The organism is Mycobacterium asiaticum (assembly GCF_001673365.1).
Taxonomy (GTDB): Bacteria; Actinomycetota; Actinomycetes; order Mycobacteriales; family Mycobacteriaceae; genus Mycobacterium; species Mycobacterium asiaticum_A.
In genome coordinates this window covers 1-19,352 of the sequence record NZ_LZLS01000097.1, presented here as the reverse complement: position 1 = coordinate 19,352, position 19,352 = coordinate 1, and the positions used below count along the sequence as shown (strand labels likewise).

Here is a 19,352-nt window from a genome sequence, read left to right as displayed (position 1 = left end):
AGCGGACCCGGGCGAACACCGGGCCCTATTGTGAAGGCCATGGCCGGCAGAATCGTAACTCGCCCCGGCTCGGGTCCGCGCGGCCTGCCTGTCCGGCGGGCTGCATGACGGAGCAGTCGAGCGGCACGTTAGGCCCTAGCTACCCGGGGGAAGCGCTGGGCTTGCCACGGAACGGATCGGGGTCGCTCGCGTCGACGGGACGACGTCTCGGTGCGTTACTGATCGACTGGCTGATTGCCGCGGGCCTGGCGCTGCTGGCCTTGACGCTCGGCGCGATCTCCGAGGCGGTGTTGTCGACTGTGCAGCTGGTGGTGTGGCTGGTGCTGGGGGCGGTGTCGGTGCGCCTGTTCGGTTTCTCACCGGGTCAATTAGCGCTCGGCCTGCAGGTGGGAGCGGTGGATGGCAAACTGCCGATCGGAATCGGGCGAACGCTAGCCCGGGGACTATTGATCTTTCTGCTGGTCCCGCCGCTGTTCACCGACGCGGACGGGCGTGGGCTGCAGGATCGGCTGACCAATACCGCAGTGCTGCGTCGCTGATTTGGGGCTGATCTATTTGCGGCGGACGGTGCGCTGCACGCCGCGCATCTTGCCCGCGTTCGGCAACGGACCCTTGGGCATCATCGCGGCACCGGCGCGCGAACCCAACGCGGTCAACCGAGACTCCAGGGCGTCCATCTGTTTGACGGTGATGTTGGCCGGGAGACGATTGAGGTGGCGTTCCAACTTGGCCAGCGCAACCTCGCCGTCGCCGTTGCCCACGATGATGTCGTAGATCGGCACGTCGCCCACGACGCGTGCCGTGCGCTTCTTCTCCTGGGCAAGCAGCGGCTTGACCCGCCCCGCCGAACCTTCGCCGACCAGGATCACCCCGGGGCGTCCCAGCACCCGGTGCACCGCATCGAAATGTCCGGTCGCGGCCACCCCGGGAGTGACTCGCCACTTGCCGCGCAGGTTGTCCAGCACCCACGCCGCCGCGCCGGTCTGACCTTCGGCCTGCCGGAACACGCTGCGCTGGGCGCGGCGGCCGAAGATGATGAACGCGACCAGCGCACCGAGTACCAGGCCGAACACCGGCATCATGATCATCGTGAGCCCGCCGGCCCAGACGCCGACCCCGATAGAAACCCCCGCGATCAGCACGAACGCGCCGATCATGTAGGGCAGCAGGCGCTTGTCCTGCTTGCGCTGCATGTTGAACGCCTGCCACAGCTGAGCGCGGCGCTGTTTGGAAGCGGCCTTCCGGGCCGCCGCCGCCTCGGCCTTGGCGGCCTTGTTCTCCGCCGCAGTTCGGGTTTTCGCCATAGTTACCAAGGATATCGGGCGCGCCGAGCGGCTTTTCCCGTCGCGGTCAGCTTTGGGGCGCCGTGCTGTTAGGCGTGTTGCTGTTGCCGTCGGTGTCGGTCCAGGGCCTGCCGATACAGTCGGCCCGCCCGGTAGGACGAACGGACCAGCGGTCCGGCCAGCACGCCGGCAAAACCCAGTTCTTCGGCGTAGGCCGCAAACCCCACGAACTCATCCGGCGTTACCCAGCGTTCGACGGGGTGGTGGCGTGCCGAGGGGCGCAGGTACTGGGTGACGGTGATGATGTCGCATCCCGCGGCGTGCAGATCCTTTAGGGCGGTGTGCACCTCGTCGGGGGTTTCACCCAGGCCCAGAATGAGGTTGCTCTTGGTGACCAGGCCGAAGTCGCGGGCCGCGGTGATCACATCCAGACTGCGCTGATAGGTGAAAGCGGGTCGAACCCGTTTGAAAATGCGGGGCACCGTTTCGACGTTGTGCGCCAACACTTCCGGGCGGGACTCGAACACCTCGGCCAGCCGGCCCGGCTCGCCGTTGAAGTCGGGAACCAACAGTTCGACGCCGGTGTTCGGGTTGAGTTCCTTGATGGCGCGCACCGTTTCGGCGTACAGCCACGCGCCGCCGTCGGGAAGATCGTCGCGGGCCACGCCGGTGACGGTCGCGTAGCGCAAACCCATGGTCTGCACGCTCTCGGCGACCCGGCGCGGCTCGTCGCGGTCCAGTTCGGCGGGTTTACCGGTGTCGATCTGGCAGAAATCGCAGCGACGGGTGCACTGGTCGCCGCCGATCAGGAAGGTCGCTTCCCGGTCCTCCCAACATTCGAAGATGTTGGGGCAGCCCGCCTCTTCGCAGACCGTGTGCAGACCCTCACGCCGGACCAGGCTCTTGAGCTCGGTGTACTCCGGGCCCATCCGGGCGCGTGTCTTGATCCACGGCGGCTTGCGCTCGATCGGAGTCTGGGCGTTGCGCACCTCGAGGCGCAGCAGTTTCCGGCCCTCCGGAGCGACAGTCACCTCGACGATGTTACGCGGTCGCCTACCGGCAGCCGGCCGTCCAGCGCATCGCAGACCGCCTCGGCGACGGCGACGCGGACGTCGTCAACAGTGACAGGGCGGGAGAGTTCTGCCGACAACGACGTCACGCCGGCATCGGTAATCCCGCACGGGACGATCCTGGTGAACGAGGCCAGGTCGCAGTCGCAGTTCAGCGCGAACCCGTGCAGCGTCGTCGCGCGTGCCACCCTTACCCCGATGGCGGCGATCTTGCGGGCGGGGCGTCCAGAGACCCAGACCCCAGAGCGTCCTTCCACCCGGCCCACCTCAAGACCCAATCCGCAGCAGACCTTGATCAGGGCTTGCTCGAGGCGGCGCACGTAGTTGACCACGTCCAGCGGCTCGGCCAGTCGGACGACCGGATAGCCCACCAGCTGCCCGGGGCCGTGCCAGGTGATCTTGCCGCCGCGGTCGGTGTCGACGACGGGCGTGCCGTCGACCGGCCGTTCATGGGACTCAGTGCGACGGCCGGCGGTGTAGACCGCAGGATGTTCCAGCAGCAGCAGCGTGTCGGTGCCGCCCGCTACTCGCGCGTCGGCCAGCTCGCGCTGCAGTTGCCAAGCCTGCATGTAGTCGATCGTCCCGAGCTGTCGGATATCGATCGGCGCCGGACCGGACCGGATGGAACCCGTCACGTCCGCGAGGTTACTGCAACCACGGGCGCGACGCCGCCGTGCTGGGTCCTCAGTCCCGCTCGCGGCGGGCGGTGACGTAGTCGAGCGCCTCGCCAATTGTGTTGTGGTGGAACACAAAACCGGCCTGCTCCAACGCCGTCGGAATAGCGCGTTGCCCGATCAGCAGTCCCTCGTCGGCGAATTCACCGAGCGCCGCACGCACCGCGAAGCCGGGCAGCACCAACGGTGTTGGACGATTGACAGCGCGGCCGAACGCGGTGGTGAACTCGGCGTTGGTGACCGGCGCCGGACCGGTCATGTTCACCGGTCCCGAGAGGGTGGGGTGCGAGATCGCGAACAGCAGTGCCCGCACCTCGTCCTCGAGGCTGATCCACGACATGTACTGACGGCCGCTGCCGATCCGGGCGCCCAGGCCCACGGAGAACACCGGTCGCATCATCCGCAGCGCACCACCCGCCGGAGCCATCACCAGGCCGGTGCGGGCCAACACCACTCGGGTGCCCGCGTACTGGGCCGGCAGCGTGGCGGCCTCCCAGTCCACGCACAACTGCGCCAGGAATCCGCGTCCGGCTGGGTCGTTTTCGTCGACCACACGGTCGCGGGTGTTGCCGTAGTAGCCCACCGCGCTGGCATTGATCAAGGTGCCGACGCCCGCCTCGGCCACGGCGGCGGCCAGCACCTCGGTCGGAGCGAGGCGGCTGTCGCGCAAGCTCTGCTTGAACGCGCCCGACCAGCGGCGCTGACCGATGTTGACGCCACACAGATTGACCACCACGTCGACATCGGCGAGCGCGTCCGGATCGAACTCGCCACTTTCCGGATTCCAGTGCAGCTCTTCTGATTTCGCCGGCGTACGCCGCACGATCCGCAGCACTTCATGGTCGGCGGCGCGCAGCGCCGCGGTCAGTGCGGAACCGATGAGGCCGGACGAACCGGCAATAGCGACTACTGCTTTGGGAACGGCTTGAGCCACCTTCTCAGAGCCCTAAGTCGGCCTCGAAGGCTCCCTCTTCGAGCCGCTGCTTGATCGTGGTGACAAAGCGCCCGGCGTCGGCGCCATCGATAAGCCGATGATCGTAGGTCAGCGGGAGATAGCTGACCGATCGCACGCCGATCGACTCGTTGCCCATGTCGTCGACGATCACCCTGGGCCGCTTGACAATGGCGCCGGTGCCCAGCATCGCCGCCTGCGGCGGCACCAGGATCGGGGTATCGAACAACGCGCCCTGGCTGCCGATATTGGTGATGGTGAACGTGCCGCCGGACAACTCGTCGGGCTTGAGCTTGTTGGACCGGGCGCGGGCGGCGATGTCGGCGATCGCCCGGGCCAGCCCGGCCAGCGACAGATCGCCGGCGTTGTGGATGACCGGCGAGAGCAACCCCTGCTCGGTGTCGACGGCGAACCCAAGGTGCTCGGCGTCGTAGTAGGTAATCTCCTTGGATTCCTCGTTGTAGCTGGCGTTGACGTTCGGGTGGACCTTGAGGGCGTCGATGACCGCCCGCGCGATGAACGGCAGGTAGGTCAAATTCACCCCTTCCCGTTCGGCAAACGCGGTCTTCGCCCGCGCCCGCAGCGCCACGATCTTGGTCATGTCGACCTCGTGGGTCTGGGTGAGCTGGGCGGTCAACTGCAGGGATTCGCGGGTCTTCTTGGCGGTGATCTGGCGAATCCGGGTGGCCTTTTGGGTGGTGCCGCGCAGATGGGCCAGCGACGGCGCGGGGGCCGCGGACTTGGCCGCCGGGGCCGAGGGTTGCGCGGCCGGCTTTTCGGTGCCCTGCTGCGGCTGTTGCTTCTTCTCTGACTTCTTTTCGGCGGCGGCGAGGACGTCCTGCTTGCGGATGCGGCCACCGACACCGGTGCCGGTCACCTCTGCGAGGTCGATGTTGTTCTCCGCGGCCAGCTTTCGCACCAGCGGCGTCACATACGGGGCACCGTCGGACTCGGCAGTTTCGGGCTCGGATTTGGCCGGCTCGCGCTTAGGTTCTTCTTTCTTCGGCTCGGGCTTGGCTTCCTCTTTGGGCTCGGGCTTGGCTTCCTCTTTAGCCTCGGGTTCCGGCTCGGGTTCGGGTTCCGGCTCGGGTTCCGGCTCGGGCTTGGCTTCCTCTTTCGGCTTGGCTTGCTCGGTAGACTTTTCGGACGGCTGGGCGTCGCCACTGCCGATCTTGGCCAACTCGCCGCCGACCTGGACGACGTCGTCTTCCTCTGCGGTGATGCTGACCAGCACCCCAGCCACCGGCGACGGGATCTCGGTGTCCACCTTGTCGGTAGAGACCTCCACCAGCGGTTCGTCCACCTGGACCGAATCGCCGACCTTCTTCAGCCAACGGGTGACGGTGCCTTCGGTAACCGATTCGCCCAATTCGGGCATCGTCACCGGCGTCGCGTCGCCACCGCCGGACGACTCACCGGACTTCTCCGGCTTGGACTCCGGCTCCGGTTCGCTTTGGGACTCCGGTTCGCTCTCGGGCTCCGACTCGCTTTCGGACTCTGCTTGTGCCGGCTCCTCGGACTTGGATTCCTCCTGGGCGGGCTCGGAGTCATCTCCGCCATCCTGGCCCGAATCGTCGTCGGAATCGCCGATCACGGCGAGTTCGCCGCCGACCTCGACCGTGTCGTCCTCCTGCGCGACGATCTTGGTCAGCACGCCCGCGGCCGGCGACGGAATCTCGGTGTCCACCTTGTCGGTCGAGACCTCGACGAGCGGTTCGTCGACTTCGACCGTGTCGCCTTCCTGCTTGAGCCAGCGGGTGACCGTTCCCTCGGTGACGCTTTCACCAAGTGCCGGCATCTGGACTGAGAAGGCCATCTCTGTTGACTCCTCGAACGGTCGTCGGATCGGCGCAGGTCCACCTCTGGCTTACCACAACATCACCAACCCGATGCGGCACCCATCGCGAGGTCAAGACATATCCTGTCACTCTGCCACCAGCGGCCTACATTCAGGGCGCGGCGACTTCGGGTGCGTGTCGCGCCGAACGTCCTTGCTACCGTGTGGCCACTGATCGCAGACAGCAAATCGCAGGTGGCGGAGGTTTCATGCCGGCAACACAGCACGCACCCCAGCAATTCGTCGACAGCGCCGACGGAGCCCGCATCGCGGTGTACGAAGAGGGCAATCGCGAAGGCCAAACCGTCGTGCTGGTGCACGGCTGGCCGGACTCACATGTGTTGTGGGACGGGGTTGTTCCGCTGCTCGCGCAGCGCTTTCGGATCATCCGGTACGACAACCGCGGTGTCGGCTTGTCGTCGGCACCGAAGCCAGTTTCCGCGTACGCCATGGCCCGCTACGCCGATGACTTCGCCGCCGTCATCGGCGAGTTGAGCGCCGGAGAGCCAGTCCACGTGCTGGCCCATGACTGGGGTTCGGTGGGGGTGTGGGAATACCTGCGCCGGCCCGGAGCCAGCGACCGCGTCGCGTCATTCACCTCGGTGTCCGGGCCGGCACACGACCAGCTGGTCAATTTCGTGTTCGGTGGCCTGCGGCAGCCGTGGCGGCCGCGCCAGTTTGCCCGGGCGGTCAGCCAGGCCGCGCGCTTGACCTACATGGCGTTCTTCTCGATACCGGTGCTGGCGCCGCTGCTGCTTCGGCTGGCGTTCCGCAGTGCCACGGTGCGGCGCAACGTCGTCGACAACATCCCGGTCGAGCAGATCCGCCACTCCGACAACATCGCCAGCGACGCAGCGAATTCGGTGAAGGTGTATCCGGCGAACTACTGGCGCTCGTACTCGGGCAAGTTCCGCCGTCAAGACGTGCACGTCGTGGACGTACCGGTGCAGCTGATCGTCAACACCAGGGACAAGTATGTGCGGCCGCACGGCTACGACGAGACCGCGCGCTGGGTGCCGCGGCTGTGGCGACGCGACATCCGGGCGGGCCACTTCTCGCCGATGTCGCATCCGCAGGTGATGGCGTCGGCGGTGCACGACTTCGCCGATCTGGCCGAGGGCAAGCCGGCCAGCCGGGCATTGCTGCGCGCGCAGGTCGGCCGCCCACGCGGATACTTCGGCGACACGCTGGTGTCGATCACCGGCGCCGGCAGCGGCATCGGGCGGGAGACGGCGATCGCTTTCGCGCGCGAGGGCGCCGAAATCGTCATCAGCGATATCGACGAAGCCACCGTCAAGGAGACGGCGGCCCAGATCGCCTCGCGTGGCGGCGTCGCGCACCCATACGTGCTCGACGTGTCCGACGCTGACGCAGTCGAGGCGTTCGCCGAACGGGTCTGCACCGAGCACGGTGTGCCCGACATCGTCGTCAACAACGCCGGCATCGGCCAGGCCGGTGGATTCCTGGACACCCCACCCGAACAGTTCGAACGGGTGCTCGACGTCAACCTCGGCGGCGTGGTCAACGGCTGCCGGTCGTTCGGTCGGCGGCTGGTTGCGCGCGGCACCGGCGGCCACATCGTCAACGTGTCGTCGATGGCGGCCTACGCGCCGTTGCAGTCGCTGAACGCCTATTGCACCTCGAAGGCGGCGACGTTCATGTTCTCCGACTGCCTGCGTGCCGAACTCGACGCCGCCGACGTCGGCCTGACCACGATCTGCCCGGGAGTCATCGATACCAACATCATCGCGGCCACCCGATTCGACGCGGGCGCGAAGGGCGACGAGCACGTAGACGGCCGGCGTGGCCAGCTGGACAGGATGTTCGACATCCGCAGGTTCGGGCCCGACAAGGTCGCCAACGCGATCGTGTCCGCGGTCAAGAAGAACAAGCCAATCCGTCCGGTCACGTTCGAGGCCTACGCGCTGTACGGAGTGTCGCGGGTGCTGCCGCAGGCGTTGCGCAGCACCGCGCGGATGCGGGTGATCTAGTCGATCTAGACGCCGACCGGCTTGCCCTCGGTGCGCCGCATCAGCAGGACACCGGCAACACCGAGTAGGCCAATCACCGTCAACGGGATCGTCCACGTCCGGCGACTCGACACCGCGGACTCGCATTCGGCCACGAAGTCGGTGTGCGGAACGATCTGATTGAGGATCGGAATATTGGCGACGCTGCGGTCGTTGGCCGCCCGCGCGCCGTCGAGATCGCTGACAACCCCGTTGCCGCAGCTAATCGAACCGCCGTTGCTGTTCGCCACCGTCACGGGGACCAGCAGGCCGATAACGCCAGTCAGCAAGAGCACCGCCCCTACAGCGATAATCAACCTTCGCTTAGTCATCATCGGGGTCATCATCGGGCCTTTCGGAGAACGATTCCGTTGCCCGCATGGATTAGCCGCTGCATCTCGTCGCTAAACGGAGTTAGAAGTTCGCCACTTCCGGCGGTACTTTCCGGCGCCGGGGGTACCCGTGATGCCATGACATTGACCAAAGAACTGAGCACCGTCCGGGACGTATCGGCGTCGCGCCAAGCCGTATGGGACGTGATAGCTAACGGGTGGACGTACACCCAGTGGGTGGTGGGCAACAGCCGGACTCGGGCGGTCGACGCGAACTGGCCGGAGCCGGGTTCGGCTATCAAGCATTCGGTCGGGGTGTGGCCGCTGGTGATCGACGACCAGACCGAGGTCGAAAGCTGCACACCCGGCGAAGAACTCGTCTTGAAAGCGCGCATCGGATTGTTGGGCGCCGCCCGTATCACGCTGCGGCTCAGTGATATTGCCGACGGCTGCCGGATAGAGATGATCGAGGTGCCGGTGACCGGGCCGGCGAGTCTGATGCCGAATCGTCTCTCGCTGGTGGCGGTCTACCCGCGCAATCGAGAGTGTCTGTGGCGCCTGGGAGCACTCGCCGAACGTCTCAAGCCCAGCCAGGTCGGATAGCGGTGCAGTCGACCGCCACGGTCGACGCGGTCGTGATCGGAGCCGGACACCACGGATTGGTTGCGGCCGCACTGCTAGCCGACGCGGGTTGGGACGTGCTGGTATTGGAGGCTCAACCCGAGCCGGGTGGCGCGGTGCGCAGTATCGAGCTGACGCCGGGCTACATCACCGATTTGTTCAGCTCCTTCTATCCCATGACCGTCGCCTCGCCAGCCATCGCGGCCCTGCAGTTGGAGGACCACGGGTTGCGCTGGTCTCATGCTCCGGCGGTGGTGGGCCATCCACGCAGCGCCACCGACGACGACCCGCCGATCATCTACCGCGACCCGGCGCGCACCGCGGCGGAGTTCGAGCGTCGCGAACCCACCGATGGCGACAACTGGTGGCGGATAGTACAGCTGTGGCAGAAGATCAGATCGCCACTGCTGCAAGCATTGTTGGCGCCATTTCCGCCGGTGCGTCCGTTGATTTCGCTGCTGCTCAAGCTCGGCACGTCCGATGCCGTGCGATTGGCCAATCTGTTGGTGCAGCCCGCCAACACCATGGTGGACCGGCTCTTTGCCGGTGAAGCACCGCGACTGATGTTGCTAGGCAACGCGTTACATGCCGATATCCCACTGGACGCGCCGCTGAGTGGGGTGATGGGACTGCTGATGTCCATGCTTGCCCAGGACGGTGGTTGGCCGGTGCCGGTGGGCGGTTCGGGTCAATTGACCGCAGCCTTGGTAAAGCGCGCGTGTTCGGCAGGCGCGCAGATCGAATGCAACCAGAACGTCGCTCGCATCCAGGTGCGCGGGGGCCGGGCGGTAGGAGTCGAGACGACCCAGGGGCGATCGGTTCGGGCCCGTCGCGCCGTCGTGGCAGACGTAACGGCACCGCGGCTGTTTTGCGACATGGTGCCGGCCGGTGCGGTTCCGCCTGGCCTGCGCAGCGAACTCGAGCACTACATCTGGGATCCGCCCGTGGTTAAGGTCAACTACGCACTCGATCATCGCATCCCTTGGCGCGCAGCAAATTTGGCCAACGTGGGTACCGTCCATCTCGGCGCCGACGGACCCGGGTTGGTGCGCTGGATGGCCGACGTCAACACCCGGGTGGTCCCGCGGCACCCGTTCATGCTTTTGGGTCAGACCACCACCGCCGACCCGAGTAGATCACCGACCGGTACCGAAAGCGTCTGGGCCTACACGCATTTGCCCCGCAACGTGGCCGACGACGCCGCTGCGGAAAAACTCGCTGACTCGATGGACGAGGTAATCGCCGAACACGCACCGGGTTTCGGTGCCCACGTGTTGCACCGTTTTGTGCAACGGCCCTCGGATTTGGAAGCCAGCGACGCCAACCTGCACCTGGGCGCGCTGAACGGCGGCACCGCGCAACTACAGCAAATGCTGATCTTTCGCCCGGCGTCCGGCATGGGCCGGGCCGAAACCCCAATCGAGAGGCTGTATCTGGGTAGCGCCTCGGCAACTCCGGGTGGCTCTGTGCACGGCGCCTGCGGTCGAAACGCGGCCCGTGCGGCGCTGGCAGCCGACGGCATCAGCGGCTGGCCGCGGCGTCGGGCGAATCGAGTCGTGACGTCGCTGCTGACCAAGGGCCGCGGGTTCAACCGTTAATGGCTAACCGTTTTCGCAGATGTCCTCGAGCACCGCGAAGATGGTCCGGGTCGGCACGCCGGTAGCGCCCTTCGGGGTGGCGCCCCACGCGCTGCCGGTGTTGTAGGCGGGCCCGGCCACGTCGATGTGCGCCCAGTCCACCGAGTCGGCGACGAACTCGCGCAGAAAGACCCCGGCGACCAGCATGCCCGCGAAACGTTGCCCGCTGATGTTGGACAGGTCGGCCACCGTGGACTTCAGGTCATCCTTGAGGTCGTCGGGCAGCGGCATCGGCCAACCGTTCTCGCCCACCCGCTGGGAGATCGCGGCAACGCGGTCACGGAACTTTTCGCTGCCCATTACACCGGGAATGCGGGCGCCCAGGGCGACCGTCTGTGCGCCGGTCAGGGTGGAGGTCTCGATCAGGTAGTCCGGGTTGTCCTCGCAGGCCCGCACAATCGCGTCGGCCAGGATCAGGCGGCCTTCGGCGTCGGTGTTCTGCACTTCGACCGTGATGCCGCCGTACTGGGTCAATACGTCGCCGGGCCGCTGCGCGGTGGCCGAGGGCATGTTCTCGGCAATCGGCACGGTCGCGATCACGTCGATCGGCAACTCCTGCTGCGCGGCCAGGGTCACCGCGGCGATCACCGCGGCCGCTCCGCCCATATCCGAGGTCATGTGGTGCATCCCGGCGGCCGGCTTGATGGAGATACCGCCGGTGTCGAAGGTGACACCCTTGCCGACCAGCGCCACCTTCTTGGCCTGCTTGGGGTTCTTGGCCAGCCGCGAGCCACGGTGGATCAACCGCACCAATCGCGGCGGCCGCGAGGAGCCCTGGCCGACGCCGATCACACCGCCGTATCCGGCCTTCTTCAGCGCCTTGTCGTCGAGCACCTCCACCTCAAGGCCCACGGACTCGCCCAGTTCCTTTGCACGCCTTGCGAATTCAGCGGGAAACAGATGGCTTGGGGGAGTGTTGACGAAGTCGCGGGCGGTGGTGACCGCGGCGGCCACGGCGGCGCCGTGCGCGCTGGCCTTCTTCGCGTCCTTAGCGCTCGACAACACGGTGATCTTGCGCAGCCCGGCGTCCTTGGGCGCGGTCTTGGCGCTGCGGAAAGCGCTGAACCGGTAGCTGCCCAGGATTAAACCCTCGACGACGGCTGCGCAGATCTGCTCGCCGGGCAAGTCGGCCAGTGTGGTGATCACGGCTTCGGCGGTGCCGAGTGAGCGCGCCGCAACCCCGGCAGCGCGGCGTAACAGGTCCGCCGGCCATTCGGAGCGCGCTTTGCCCAGCCCGACCGTCAGCACGCTGGCTACCGGCAGCGACGACACCACCAGGCGGTGCACCTGCTCGGTGCTGCCGGTGGCGCCCAGGGCCGCCAGGCCTGCCTCGATCTCCGCGACCGCTTCGGCGGGCAGCAGCTCTGCCGCGACGGCGGGGACCGACGCGTTGCCGGGCCCGTCGTCCTGGCCGGACGACACGACCGGCACCAGCAATACCGTCGCGCCCAAACCGCGTTTGGGCAGCGACGTGGCGGCGTTGACAGTGGGAGCCTGGTACCCCGATGAGCTGGTGGTCACGGGCATCAACCCTAGTCGGGCGGCCGAGGCCCGCCGCGCCAGCGTCGCGCTATGCGGGTCGCTCACCAAGTTCGAAGGCTGGTACCGGGGCGCCAAAACCCTTGAGCGTCAACGGTCCACGCGGCGTCGCTGGCCAGTCCGGCAGGCGCTCGCGCAAGGCTGAATCGGCAAGGATCTGCCTGGGCGTCGCTGCTGAAACCAATCGCGCAGCCAGGTTGACGGGGTTGCCGAAGTAGTCGCCGTTGATGGCCAGGACGGTGCCGAACGCCAACCCGGCGCGGACCTGCAACCCTTCTTCGCTTGCCTTCGGATGGTTGACAAGGTCGGTGGCGGCGTTGGCGAGCTGCTCGGGTCTCGCACTCACCCACATCACCTCGTCACCGATGAACTTCACCACCCGACCGCCATCGGCATGCACCACATCGGACACCGCGCCGGCGAACTCGTTGAGCAACTCCGACAATTGCGCCGGGGTGAGCGCCTGGGTGAGCGCGGTGAATCCGGACAGGTCGGCAAAACCTATCCCGCACACCACGCTTGCCGTCGTGTCACGGATGACGCCCTCGAAATGGGTTCGGGCACTGGACAGATGATGTCGGTGCACGATGTCCATCAGTGCCCCGATCCGCGGCACGAACTCCGCGACCGAGCGGTAGGCCTGGGCCGTGGCGAACTCGTCATGGGTGTGCGTCATCTGGATGTCGGGTGTGCCGGTGCGGATCAGCGTCGACTCGGCCTCGGCCAGCCGAGCCATTGTGGCGCCCAGAACGCGCAGCAGGCCGAACGCGCCGTCCTCGCCGACCACCGTCTTGAGGGCCACCCAGGTCGCAAGGGCGTCGACGTCGGCCTGACTGAGCGCCGGCACATCGGGTCCGGCGAACGTCAGGCCCAGGAGTGCCCAGGCGTGCGCAACCTCATCGGTCGACAGCCCGAGTTGTTCGGCCGCGCCCGCGACCGTGTAGATCGGTGGGCCCGACCATTGCAGGACGTCGCCGGCCAGCCCGAACAGGCGGCCGCGTCGCTCGGCCTCGGCCATCTGGCCGACGGTGAAGCCGAGGTCGTCGAGGTACTTGATCAGGTCGGCGCGCTCGCGCGGGTTCGCGATACCGGCGGCTTCCAGCGCGTCCCAGTCGAACACCTGCCTCAGTGTGCCAGCCGAGCCCCTGGTTTAGGGTGGGACGCCGTGACCGATGCGCCGGAATTGTTGCAGGGACCGCTGGAAGACCGCCACCGCGAGTTGGGGGCGAATTTCGCCGAATTCGGCGGCTGGCTGATGCCCGTGTCGTATGCCGGGACCGTCGGAGAGCACAACGCAACCCGCGAGGCGGTCGGGCTGTTCGACGTCAGCCACCTGGGCAAGGCGTCGGTCAAAGGGCCCGGAGCGGCGCAGTTCGTCAACGCCGCTCTCACCAACGACTTGGCCCGCATCGGACCGGGTAAAGCGCAATACACGTTGTGCTGCAACGATTCCGGGGGCGTGATCGACGACCTGATCACCTACTATGTCGACGACGACGAGATCTTCCTGGTGCCCAACGCAGCCAACACCGCCGCCGTAGTGCAAGCGCTGCAGGCCCATTCGAGGGCCGATCTGACCATCACCAACCTGCACCGCGACTACGCGGTGCTGGCCGTGCAGGGACCCCGATCGACCGACGTGCTCAGTGCGCTTGATCTACCCACCGACATGGACTACATGGGATACGACGACGCGACGTATTCGGGTGTGCCGGTGCGGGTCTGCCGTACCGGGTACACCGGCGAACACGGTTACGAGCTGCTGCCGCCGTGGGATTCCGCGGCGGTCGTATTCGATGCCCTGGTGGCCGCCGTCGCCGACGCCGGCGGGCAACCGGCCGGTCTCGGCGCGCGCGACACGCTGCGCACCGAAATGGGCTACCCCCTGCATGGGCACGAACTGTCCCTAGACATCTCGCCGCTGCAGGCCCGCTGCGGGTGGGCGATCGGCTGGAAAAAGGACGCGTTCTTCGGCCGCGACGCGTTGCTGGCAGAAAAACAAGCCGGGCCGCGGCGGCTGCTGCGCGGGCTGCGCATGGTGGGTCGCGGGGTGCTGCGCCCGGGCCTGAACGTGCTCGACGGCGACCAGACCGTCGGGACCACCACGTCGGGAACGTTTTCCCCGACCTTGCAGCGCGGCATCGCGCTGGCGCTGATCGACACCGACGCCGGGATCGAAGACGGCCAGCAAATCACCGTCGACGTCCGCGGCCGCGCCGTCGAGTGCGAGGTGGTGCGCCCACCATTCGTCGAACTGAAAACACGCTAGGCAGGCATTTCGCGTGGCAAAAACCCGTTCGCGCACGGTTATAGAATCTTCCCCATGACCAGCGGCCCTCTCGACTTCACGGTTTCGCGCGCGGAGAATCCCGCGACCGAGACCGAGCGGGCAGCGATCCTGGCAGACCCCGGCTTCGGCAGGTACCACACCGATCACATGGTCTCCATCGACTACGTGTCGCCGGATGTGGGCGGGCAGGGTTGGCACAACGCTCGGGTCATCGGCTACGGCCCGATCGAGCTGGACCCGTCGGCCATCGTGTTGCACTACGCGCAAGAGGTGTTCGAGGGTCTCAAGGCCTATCGATGGACCGACGGTTCGGTGGTTTCGTTTCGCGCCGACGCCAACGCGGCCCGGTTGCGCTCGTCGGCGCGGCGCCTGGCGATGCCGGAGTTGCCCGACGAGGTGTTCCTGGAATCGTTGCGCCAACTCGTCGCCGTCGACAATGTCTGGGTGCCCAAGGCCGGCGGTGAAGAGGCGTTGTACCTGCGGCCGTTCATGATCGCCACCGAGCCGGGGCTGGGCGTGCGGCCGGCCAAGGAGTACCGCTACCTGTTGATCGGTTCACCGGCCGGTGCCTACTTCAAGGGCGGCATCAGCCCCGTCACCGTGTGGATCTCCACCGAATACGTGCGGGCGTGCCCGGGCGGCACCGGCGCGGCCAAGTTCGGCGGCAACTACGCGGCCTCGCTGCTGGCCCAGGCCCAAGCCACCGAGAACGGCTGCGACCAAGTGGTCTGGCTGGACGGTGTGGAACGCCGCTACGTCGAGGAGATGGGCGGCATGAATCTGTTCTTCGTGCTCGGCAGTGGCGGCTCGGCGCGCCTGGTCACCCCCGAGCTGTCCGGTTCGTTGCTGCCTGGCATTACGCGAGATTCGTTGCTGCAGTTGGCACTTGATGCCGGCTTCGCGGTCGAGGAACGCAAGATCGACATCGACGAGTGGGAGAAGAAGGCCGGCTCGGGGGAGATCACCGAGGTGTTCGCCTGCGGGACCGCCGCGGTGATCACCCCGGTCGCGCGGGTCAAGCACGGCGATGGGGAGTTCACCATCGCCGACGGCAAACCCGGCGAGGTGACCATGGCGCTGCGGGACACGTTGACCGGCATTCAGCGCGGCACCTTCGCCGACACCCACAACTGGATGTCGCGCCTCGGCTAGCCTGCTCACGCAGCTAAGGCGACCGCCGCAACCGTCGTCGTCACCTCGATCACCGCACCTAGCACGTCACCGCTGATGCCGCCGAACCGGCGCACGCAATGTGCGACCAATGCCGCCCCGCAAGCCAGCGCCAGCAGCACGGCCACCGGGCCCTGCCAGGGCCTGGGAGCCGCCAGCACCGACCCGGCCACCAGGACGGCCGTCCACGCCAGCACCACCGCGACCGGTTGGGTTCCGGCGACCTGGACACCCAACGCGCTGCCCTCGGCCGCGGGCACCGAGCGCCGCGCGGCCAGCACCGCGCCCACCCGACCGCAGGACACGGCCACGACGATCCCCACCCACCCGAGCATCGAAAACGCCACGCCCTGCACCGCGATGACCACGACGACGGCAGCGACCCCGAACGGCCCGGACGAACCGTCGCGCATCACCGCCAGCGCCCGCGCCGGTGGCCCGTAGCAGCCCAGCCCGTCGGCGGTATCGGCGAGGCCGTCGATGTGCAGCCCGCGCGTGGCCAGCAGCAGTACCGCCACCGCGAGCAGTCCGGACAACGCGCTGGACGGGCCGAACGCCAGCGCGCCCGCGCGGTCCACCGCCGCAGCCAGCACGCCCAGCGCGGCGCCGACCACCGGTAGCGCGGTCATCGCGCCGCGGCCCATCGGCCCGGCTGCCGAAGACGGCAACACTGTTGCGAACGCGAAAGCCGTTGCCAGCGAACGGATCACGATGTCGGATTGGCAGGTCCGGACACCCCGGCCTCGGTGAACGTCGCCATTGATGACAGCGCCGCCACCGCGGCCCGCAGCACCGGCAGGGCCACGGCGGCGCCGGTGCCCTCGCCCAACCGCATCCGCAGATCCACGATGGGCTCCAAGTCCAGAGCCCGCAGCGCCAGCGTGTGTCCCGGTTCGGTGGACCGGTGACCGGCCTGCCACCATTGCCGGGCACCCGGCGCCAGCCGCTCGGCGACCAGGGCCGCGGCTGTTACCGCCATGCCGTCCAGCAGCAGCGGGGTACGCCGGACCGCGGCCTGCGCGCAGAAGCCGGCAATCGCAGCGAAATCCGCGCCGCCGCAAGTGCGCAGCAGGGCGACCGGATTGTCCTTGATCGGATGGGCCCGGAACAGCGCGTCGCGCACCGCGGCCGTCTTGCGTGACCAGGCGTCGTCGTCGATGCCGGTGCCGAAACCGACGACCGCGACCGGTTCGGTACCGGTCAGCGCCGCCACCAAGGCCGCCGCGGGGGTGGTGTTGCCGATACCCAGATCCCCGGCGATGAGCAGGTCGGCTCCCGCGTCGACCTCGTCGTCGGCGATCTGCTGACCGGCTGCGATGGCGCGGGCGGTCTCGTCGTCAGTGAGCGCGTCCTCGACGGCGATGTCGCCGCTGGCACGCCGAATTTTGTCGCTGAACTTGTCCACAGCGAGATGCTCGTCGGTGTCCACCGCCAGATCGGCCACGCGCACGGTCGCCCCAGCCATCTCGGCCAATGCGTTGATCGCCGCTCCGCCAGCCTGAATATTGGCGACCATCTGCGCGGTGACCTCCGGCGGATACGCCGAAACGCCGGACCGGGCGACGCCGTGGTCGCCGGCGAACACCACCACCCGGGGGCGCTCGAACTGCCGTGGCGGGCACTGACCCTGGCAGGCCGCCACCCAGACCGACAGGTCCTCAAGGCGGCCCAACGCACCCCGTGGTTTGGTCAGCGTGTCCTGGCGGGCGCGGGCGGCTGCTTCGACGCTCGGGTCGGGCGGCGAAACCGGTGCGAAGCCGATCACGTCGGTGCCTTGACGGTCAGGGCCTGCCCGGCCACCACCAACACCACCCGGTCACACACCCGGGCCACCCGCTGGTTGAGGTCGCCCAGCTCGTCGGCGAACCGGCGCCCGGAAGCGGTAGCCGGCACGACGGTCAGTCCAACCTCAGGGCTGACCAGCACCAGCGTCGAGCAGAAGCCGTCGATCGCGGCCAGCAGCTGCTCGACTTGAGATTCGATCGATCCGCCGTCCCAACCGTGGTACCGGTCCAGCACGCTGGTCAGCCAGGTGCCCAGGTCATCGACCAGCGTCGGGGTGGCGGGGGACTGCCGCAACTCGGCGGCCACCTCGTCGGTTTCGACCGTCGTCCAGTGCCCGGGCCGACGCTCGCGATGCTTGGCGACGCGTTGGCGCCACTGCGGGTCGCTGTTCTCGGCCGGACCCGCGGCCAGATAGCGGACCGCGTGATCGGGGGCCGACGCGTGCGCGATCGCTTCCTCGGCCCAGCACGACTTGCCCGACCTGATGCCGCCGAGTACCAGCGTTCTCACTTGGGGTCTGGCCGCTTTCAGCTGATCTTGCTAGTCGACATGGGCCCCGCGCTCGACCTGAGGCTTCGGCGCCCGCATACGACGCATCTGCGAGGCGCGGCCGGCCGCGTAAATGCCTAACTTCCAATGACTTTCGGTGTTCTTCGGGAATTTCTCGTCCACCCGCCGGCCCACAGTGCGGCCCAGGATGACCCCGTCGAGCGTCATCAACGTCATCAACAGCAGCATCGCGGGCGACATGTAGAGCTGCAGCTGCGGAAGGGCGAACATGATGAACAGCAATCCCAGCGCGCACGGCATGAACAGGCCGAGCACATTGCGTCGCGCGTCGACTATGTCCCGGACGTACCGCCGCACCGGGCCTTGGTCGCGCGGCAGCAAGTAGCCCTCTTCACCGGCCATCATGCGTTCGCGTCGATCGGTCATGCGGGCCCGGCTCGCCGTGCGTTCGGCGCGGCGTTCCTCGCGGCTGAGTTTGGGGCCGGCCAGCGACTTACGCCGCGCACGCGCCTCGGCCGTGGTCATCGGGGCCGGCGCGACCGGGCCTTTGCGGCCTTGCCGCCTGGCCTCGTTGCGCTTGGGTGTGGGTCGGCCTTTGGGCCCGGTGCGCGAACCGCCAGCCGTTTCGGCCGTTTCGTCGGCCCCCTTGGAGCCCTCCTCGTGCGCCACCGGCGCCTCGTCACCCTCGTCACGGTCCTTGCGGCCTAGCAGCTTCACATGCGTCAGGTTACTTCGCCTGCGGCGACCCAGCTCTTAGACCTAGTCTGACGGTGATGGACGGCTCGCAGGCGGGGGGTGATGCTGCCGGTGGCCTCGGGCCCGGCAGACTGCAGCTGCCTGCGATGCGGGTACTGGTGGCACCGGATTGCTACGGCGACAGCCTGTCAGCGGTGGAGGCCGCCGCCGCCATCGCCACCGGCTGGACCCGTTCCCGGCCCGGAGATTCGTTCATCGTCGCGCCACAGTCCGACGGCGGGCCGGGGTTCGTGGAGGTGCTGGCCAGCCGGATCGGGGGCCTGCGCCGGCTGCGGGTGAGCGGGCCGCTGGACACCGATGTCATTGCCAGCTGGGTGTTCGACGAGCACACCCGGACCGCGTATTTGGAATGCGCCCAGGCCTGCGGGCTGGCGCTGCTGGGTGGTCCGCCGACCCCGGAGACCGCGATGGCTGCGCACAGCCGGGGCGTGGGCCAGCTCATCGGCGCCGCGCTGGAAGCCAGGGCTGTGCGCATCGTGGTCGGACTGGGCGGCAGCGCGTGCACCGACGGCGGGCAAGGGATGGTCGACGAGCTGGGCGGACTGGACGCGGCCCGCAAGTGGATGGCCGGCGTCGACCTGATCGCCGCTTCCGACGTGGACTATCCCTTGCTGGGACCGTGGGGTTCGGCGCGGGTGTTCGCGCCGCAGAAGGGCGCGGATACCGCTACCGTCGCGAAGCTGGAGGTCCGCCTCGAGGCGTGGGCGCTGGTGCTGGACACCGTCGCTGGGCGTGACGTGAGCGCCGAGCCCGGAGCGGGAGCGGCGGGCGGTATCGGGGCGGCGCTGCTGGCGCTGGGCGCACGGTGTGAATCCGGTGCCGCGATTTTCGCCGAGCTGACGAATTTCGACGACGATCTGGCCGACGCGGACATGATCGTGACCGGC

General features: G+C 67.8%; 19 protein-coding genes. 7 read left to right on the top strand and 12 right to left on the bottom strand.

Translation table 11 applies throughout. The features are described from left to right. Positions 1 to 104: 104 nt before the first annotated feature. Entirely contained in the window at positions 105 to 539 is a 435-nt protein-coding gene (locus A5634_RS10600; RefSeq protein WP_065144001.1) for an RDD family protein, read from the top strand. A gap of 12 nt (positions 540 to 551) precedes the next feature. On the opposite strand, the gene A5634_RS10595 is transcribed toward A5634_RS10600, so the two are convergent. The 5 genes from A5634_RS10595 to sucB all read right to left on the bottom strand — a co-directional run bounded on the left by A5634_RS10595 (position 552) and on the right by sucB (position 5,795). Next, a complete protein-coding gene (locus A5634_RS10595; protein ID WP_065144000.1) occupies positions 552 to 1,304 on the bottom strand; it encodes a DUF4191 domain-containing protein in 753 nt (250 codons plus the stop codon). Positions 1,305 to 1,372: 68 nt separating this feature from the next. Beyond that, complete coding sequence (gene lipA / locus A5634_RS10590) at positions 1,373 to 2,314, bottom strand: lipoyl synthase (RefSeq protein WP_065143999.1); 942 nt, start codon at positions 2,312 to 2,314, stop codon at positions 1,373 to 1,375. Beyond that, complete coding sequence (gene lipB, locus A5634_RS10585; RefSeq protein WP_065143998.1) at positions 2,311 to 2,988, bottom strand: lipoyl(octanoyl) transferase LipB; 678 nt, start codon at positions 2,986 to 2,988, stop codon at positions 2,311 to 2,313. The genes lipA and lipB overlap by 4 nt, the downstream gene beginning before the upstream one ends. Before the next feature lie 49 nt (positions 2,989 to 3,037). After that, entirely contained in the window at positions 3,038 to 3,961 is a 924-nt protein-coding gene (locus tag A5634_RS10580; protein ID WP_065143997.1) for a TIGR01777 family oxidoreductase, read from the bottom strand. A gap of 4 nt (positions 3,962 to 3,965) precedes the next feature. Then, the gene (gene sucB, locus A5634_RS10575; protein WP_065143996.1) at positions 3,966 to 5,795 is read right to left on the bottom strand and encodes a 2-oxoglutarate dehydrogenase, E2 component, dihydrolipoamide succinyltransferase; all 1,830 of its coding nucleotides are present in this window, start codon (positions 5,793 to 5,795) and stop codon (positions 3,966 to 3,968) included. Positions 5,796 to 6,025: 230 nt separating this feature from the next. On the opposite strand from sucB, the gene A5634_RS10570 reads away from it, so the two are divergent. After that, positions 6,026 to 7,807 carry an SDR family oxidoreductase gene (locus A5634_RS10570; RefSeq protein ID WP_065143995.1) on the top strand — a complete coding sequence of 594 codons (1,782 nt, stop codon included), beginning with the start codon at positions 6,026 to 6,028 and terminating at the stop codon, positions 7,805 to 7,807. Positions 7,808 to 7,812: 5 nt separating this feature from the next. Here the strand turns inward: A5634_RS10570 and A5634_RS10565 are convergent, their stop codons facing one another. After that, entirely contained in the window at positions 7,813 to 8,157 is a 345-nt protein-coding gene (locus A5634_RS10565; RefSeq protein ID WP_065144096.1) for an aminopeptidase, read from the bottom strand. 138 nt (positions 8,158 to 8,295) lie between these two features. Here A5634_RS10565 and A5634_RS10560 point away from each other — a divergent pair, with 138 nt between their 5' ends. Then, positions 8,296 to 8,760: an SRPBCC family protein gene (locus tag A5634_RS10560; protein ID WP_065143994.1), complete on the top strand. Its 465-nt coding sequence runs from the start codon at positions 8,296 to 8,298 to the stop codon at positions 8,758 to 8,760. 2 nt (positions 8,761 to 8,762) lie between these two features. Next, a complete protein-coding gene (locus A5634_RS10555) occupies positions 8,763 to 10,376 on the top strand; it encodes a phytoene desaturase family protein (protein ID WP_065143993.1) in 1,614 nt (537 codons plus the stop codon). Between the two features lie 3 nt (positions 10,377 to 10,379). Here the strand turns inward: A5634_RS10555 and A5634_RS10550 are convergent, their stop codons facing one another. Further along, positions 10,380 to 11,936 carry a leucyl aminopeptidase gene (locus A5634_RS10550; RefSeq protein WP_437339963.1) on the bottom strand — a complete coding sequence of 519 codons (1,557 nt, stop codon included), beginning with the start codon at positions 11,934 to 11,936 and terminating at the stop codon, positions 10,380 to 10,382. A 49-nt stretch (positions 11,937 to 11,985) separates the two neighbouring features. Continuing rightward, a complete protein-coding gene (locus A5634_RS10545; RefSeq protein ID WP_155769470.1) occupies positions 11,986 to 13,083 on the bottom strand; it encodes an adenylate/guanylate cyclase domain-containing protein in 1,098 nt (365 codons plus the stop codon). Between the two features lie 36 nt (positions 13,084 to 13,119). Between A5634_RS10545 and gcvT the strand changes: the two genes are divergently transcribed. Next, positions 13,120 to 14,223: a glycine cleavage system aminomethyltransferase GcvT gene (gene gcvT / locus A5634_RS10540; RefSeq protein WP_065143991.1), complete on the top strand. Its 1,104-nt coding sequence runs from the start codon at positions 13,120 to 13,122 to the stop codon at positions 14,221 to 14,223. 54 nt (positions 14,224 to 14,277) lie between these two features. Next, complete coding sequence (locus A5634_RS10535; protein WP_065143990.1) at positions 14,278 to 15,396, top strand: branched-chain amino acid aminotransferase; 1,119 nt, start codon at positions 14,278 to 14,280, stop codon at positions 15,394 to 15,396. Positions 15,397 to 15,401: 5 nt separating this feature from the next. Here A5634_RS10535 and A5634_RS10530 read toward each other — a convergent pair whose 3' ends face one another. From A5634_RS10530 to A5634_RS10515, 4 genes are read right to left on the bottom strand one after another with little or no spacing between them, the layout of a single operon-like run. Then, the gene (locus tag A5634_RS10530; RefSeq protein ID WP_065143989.1) at positions 15,402 to 16,124 is read right to left on the bottom strand and encodes an adenosylcobinamide-GDP ribazoletransferase; all 723 of its coding nucleotides are present in this window, start codon (positions 16,122 to 16,124) and stop codon (positions 15,402 to 15,404) included. Beyond that, positions 16,121 to 17,179 (bottom strand): nicotinate-nucleotide--dimethylbenzimidazole phosphoribosyltransferase, encoded by a 1,059-nt coding sequence (gene cobT, locus A5634_RS10525; RefSeq protein ID WP_155769469.1) that lies wholly within the window; start codon positions 17,177 to 17,179, stop codon positions 16,121 to 16,123. The genes A5634_RS10530 and cobT overlap by 4 nt, the downstream gene beginning before the upstream one ends. Then, positions 17,176 to 17,709 (bottom strand): bifunctional adenosylcobinamide kinase/adenosylcobinamide-phosphate guanylyltransferase, encoded by a 534-nt coding sequence (locus A5634_RS10520; protein ID WP_065143988.1) that lies wholly within the window; start codon positions 17,707 to 17,709, stop codon positions 17,176 to 17,178. Before A5634_RS10520 ends, cobT begins: the two co-directional genes overlap by 4 nt. A 30-nt stretch (positions 17,710 to 17,739) precedes the next feature. Next, complete coding sequence (locus A5634_RS10515; RefSeq protein ID WP_253861551.1) at positions 17,740 to 18,378, bottom strand: DUF3043 domain-containing protein; 639 nt, start codon at positions 18,376 to 18,378, stop codon at positions 17,740 to 17,742. Positions 18,379 to 18,551: 173 nt separating this feature from the next. Between A5634_RS10515 and A5634_RS10510 the strand changes: the two genes are divergently transcribed. Further along, positions 18,552 to 19,352 (top strand): glycerate kinase (locus A5634_RS10510; protein WP_065144093.1); only part of this gene is annotated, 801 nt, incomplete at its 3' end.

Bases quoted from the DNA above. Each gene is read 5' to 3' on its own strand.
- A5634_RS10570 (WP_065143995.1), top strand. From the start codon at position 6,026: ATGCCGGCAACACAGCACGCACCCCAGCAATTCGTCGACAGCGCCGAC.
- A5634_RS10595 (WP_065144000.1), bottom strand. From the start codon at position 1,304: ATGGCGAAAACCCGAACTGCGGCGGAGAACAAGGCCGCCAAGGCCGAG.
- A5634_RS10535 (WP_065143990.1), top strand. From the start codon at position 14,278: ATGACCAGCGGCCCTCTCGACTTCACGGTTTCGCGCGCGGAGAATCCC.
- sucB (WP_065143996.1), bottom strand. From the start codon at position 5,795: ATGGCCTTCTCAGTCCAGATGCCGGCACTTGGTGAAAGCGTCACCGAG.
- A5634_RS10600 (WP_065144001.1), top strand. From the start codon at position 105: ATGACGGAGCAGTCGAGCGGCACGTTAGGCCCTAGCTACCCGGGGGAA.
- A5634_RS10560 (WP_065143994.1), top strand. From the start codon at position 8,296: ATGACATTGACCAAAGAACTGAGCACCGTCCGGGACGTATCGGCGTCG.
- A5634_RS10565 (WP_065144096.1), bottom strand. From the start codon at position 8,157: ATGACTAAGCGAAGGTTGATTATCGCTGTAGGGGCGGTGCTCTTGCTG.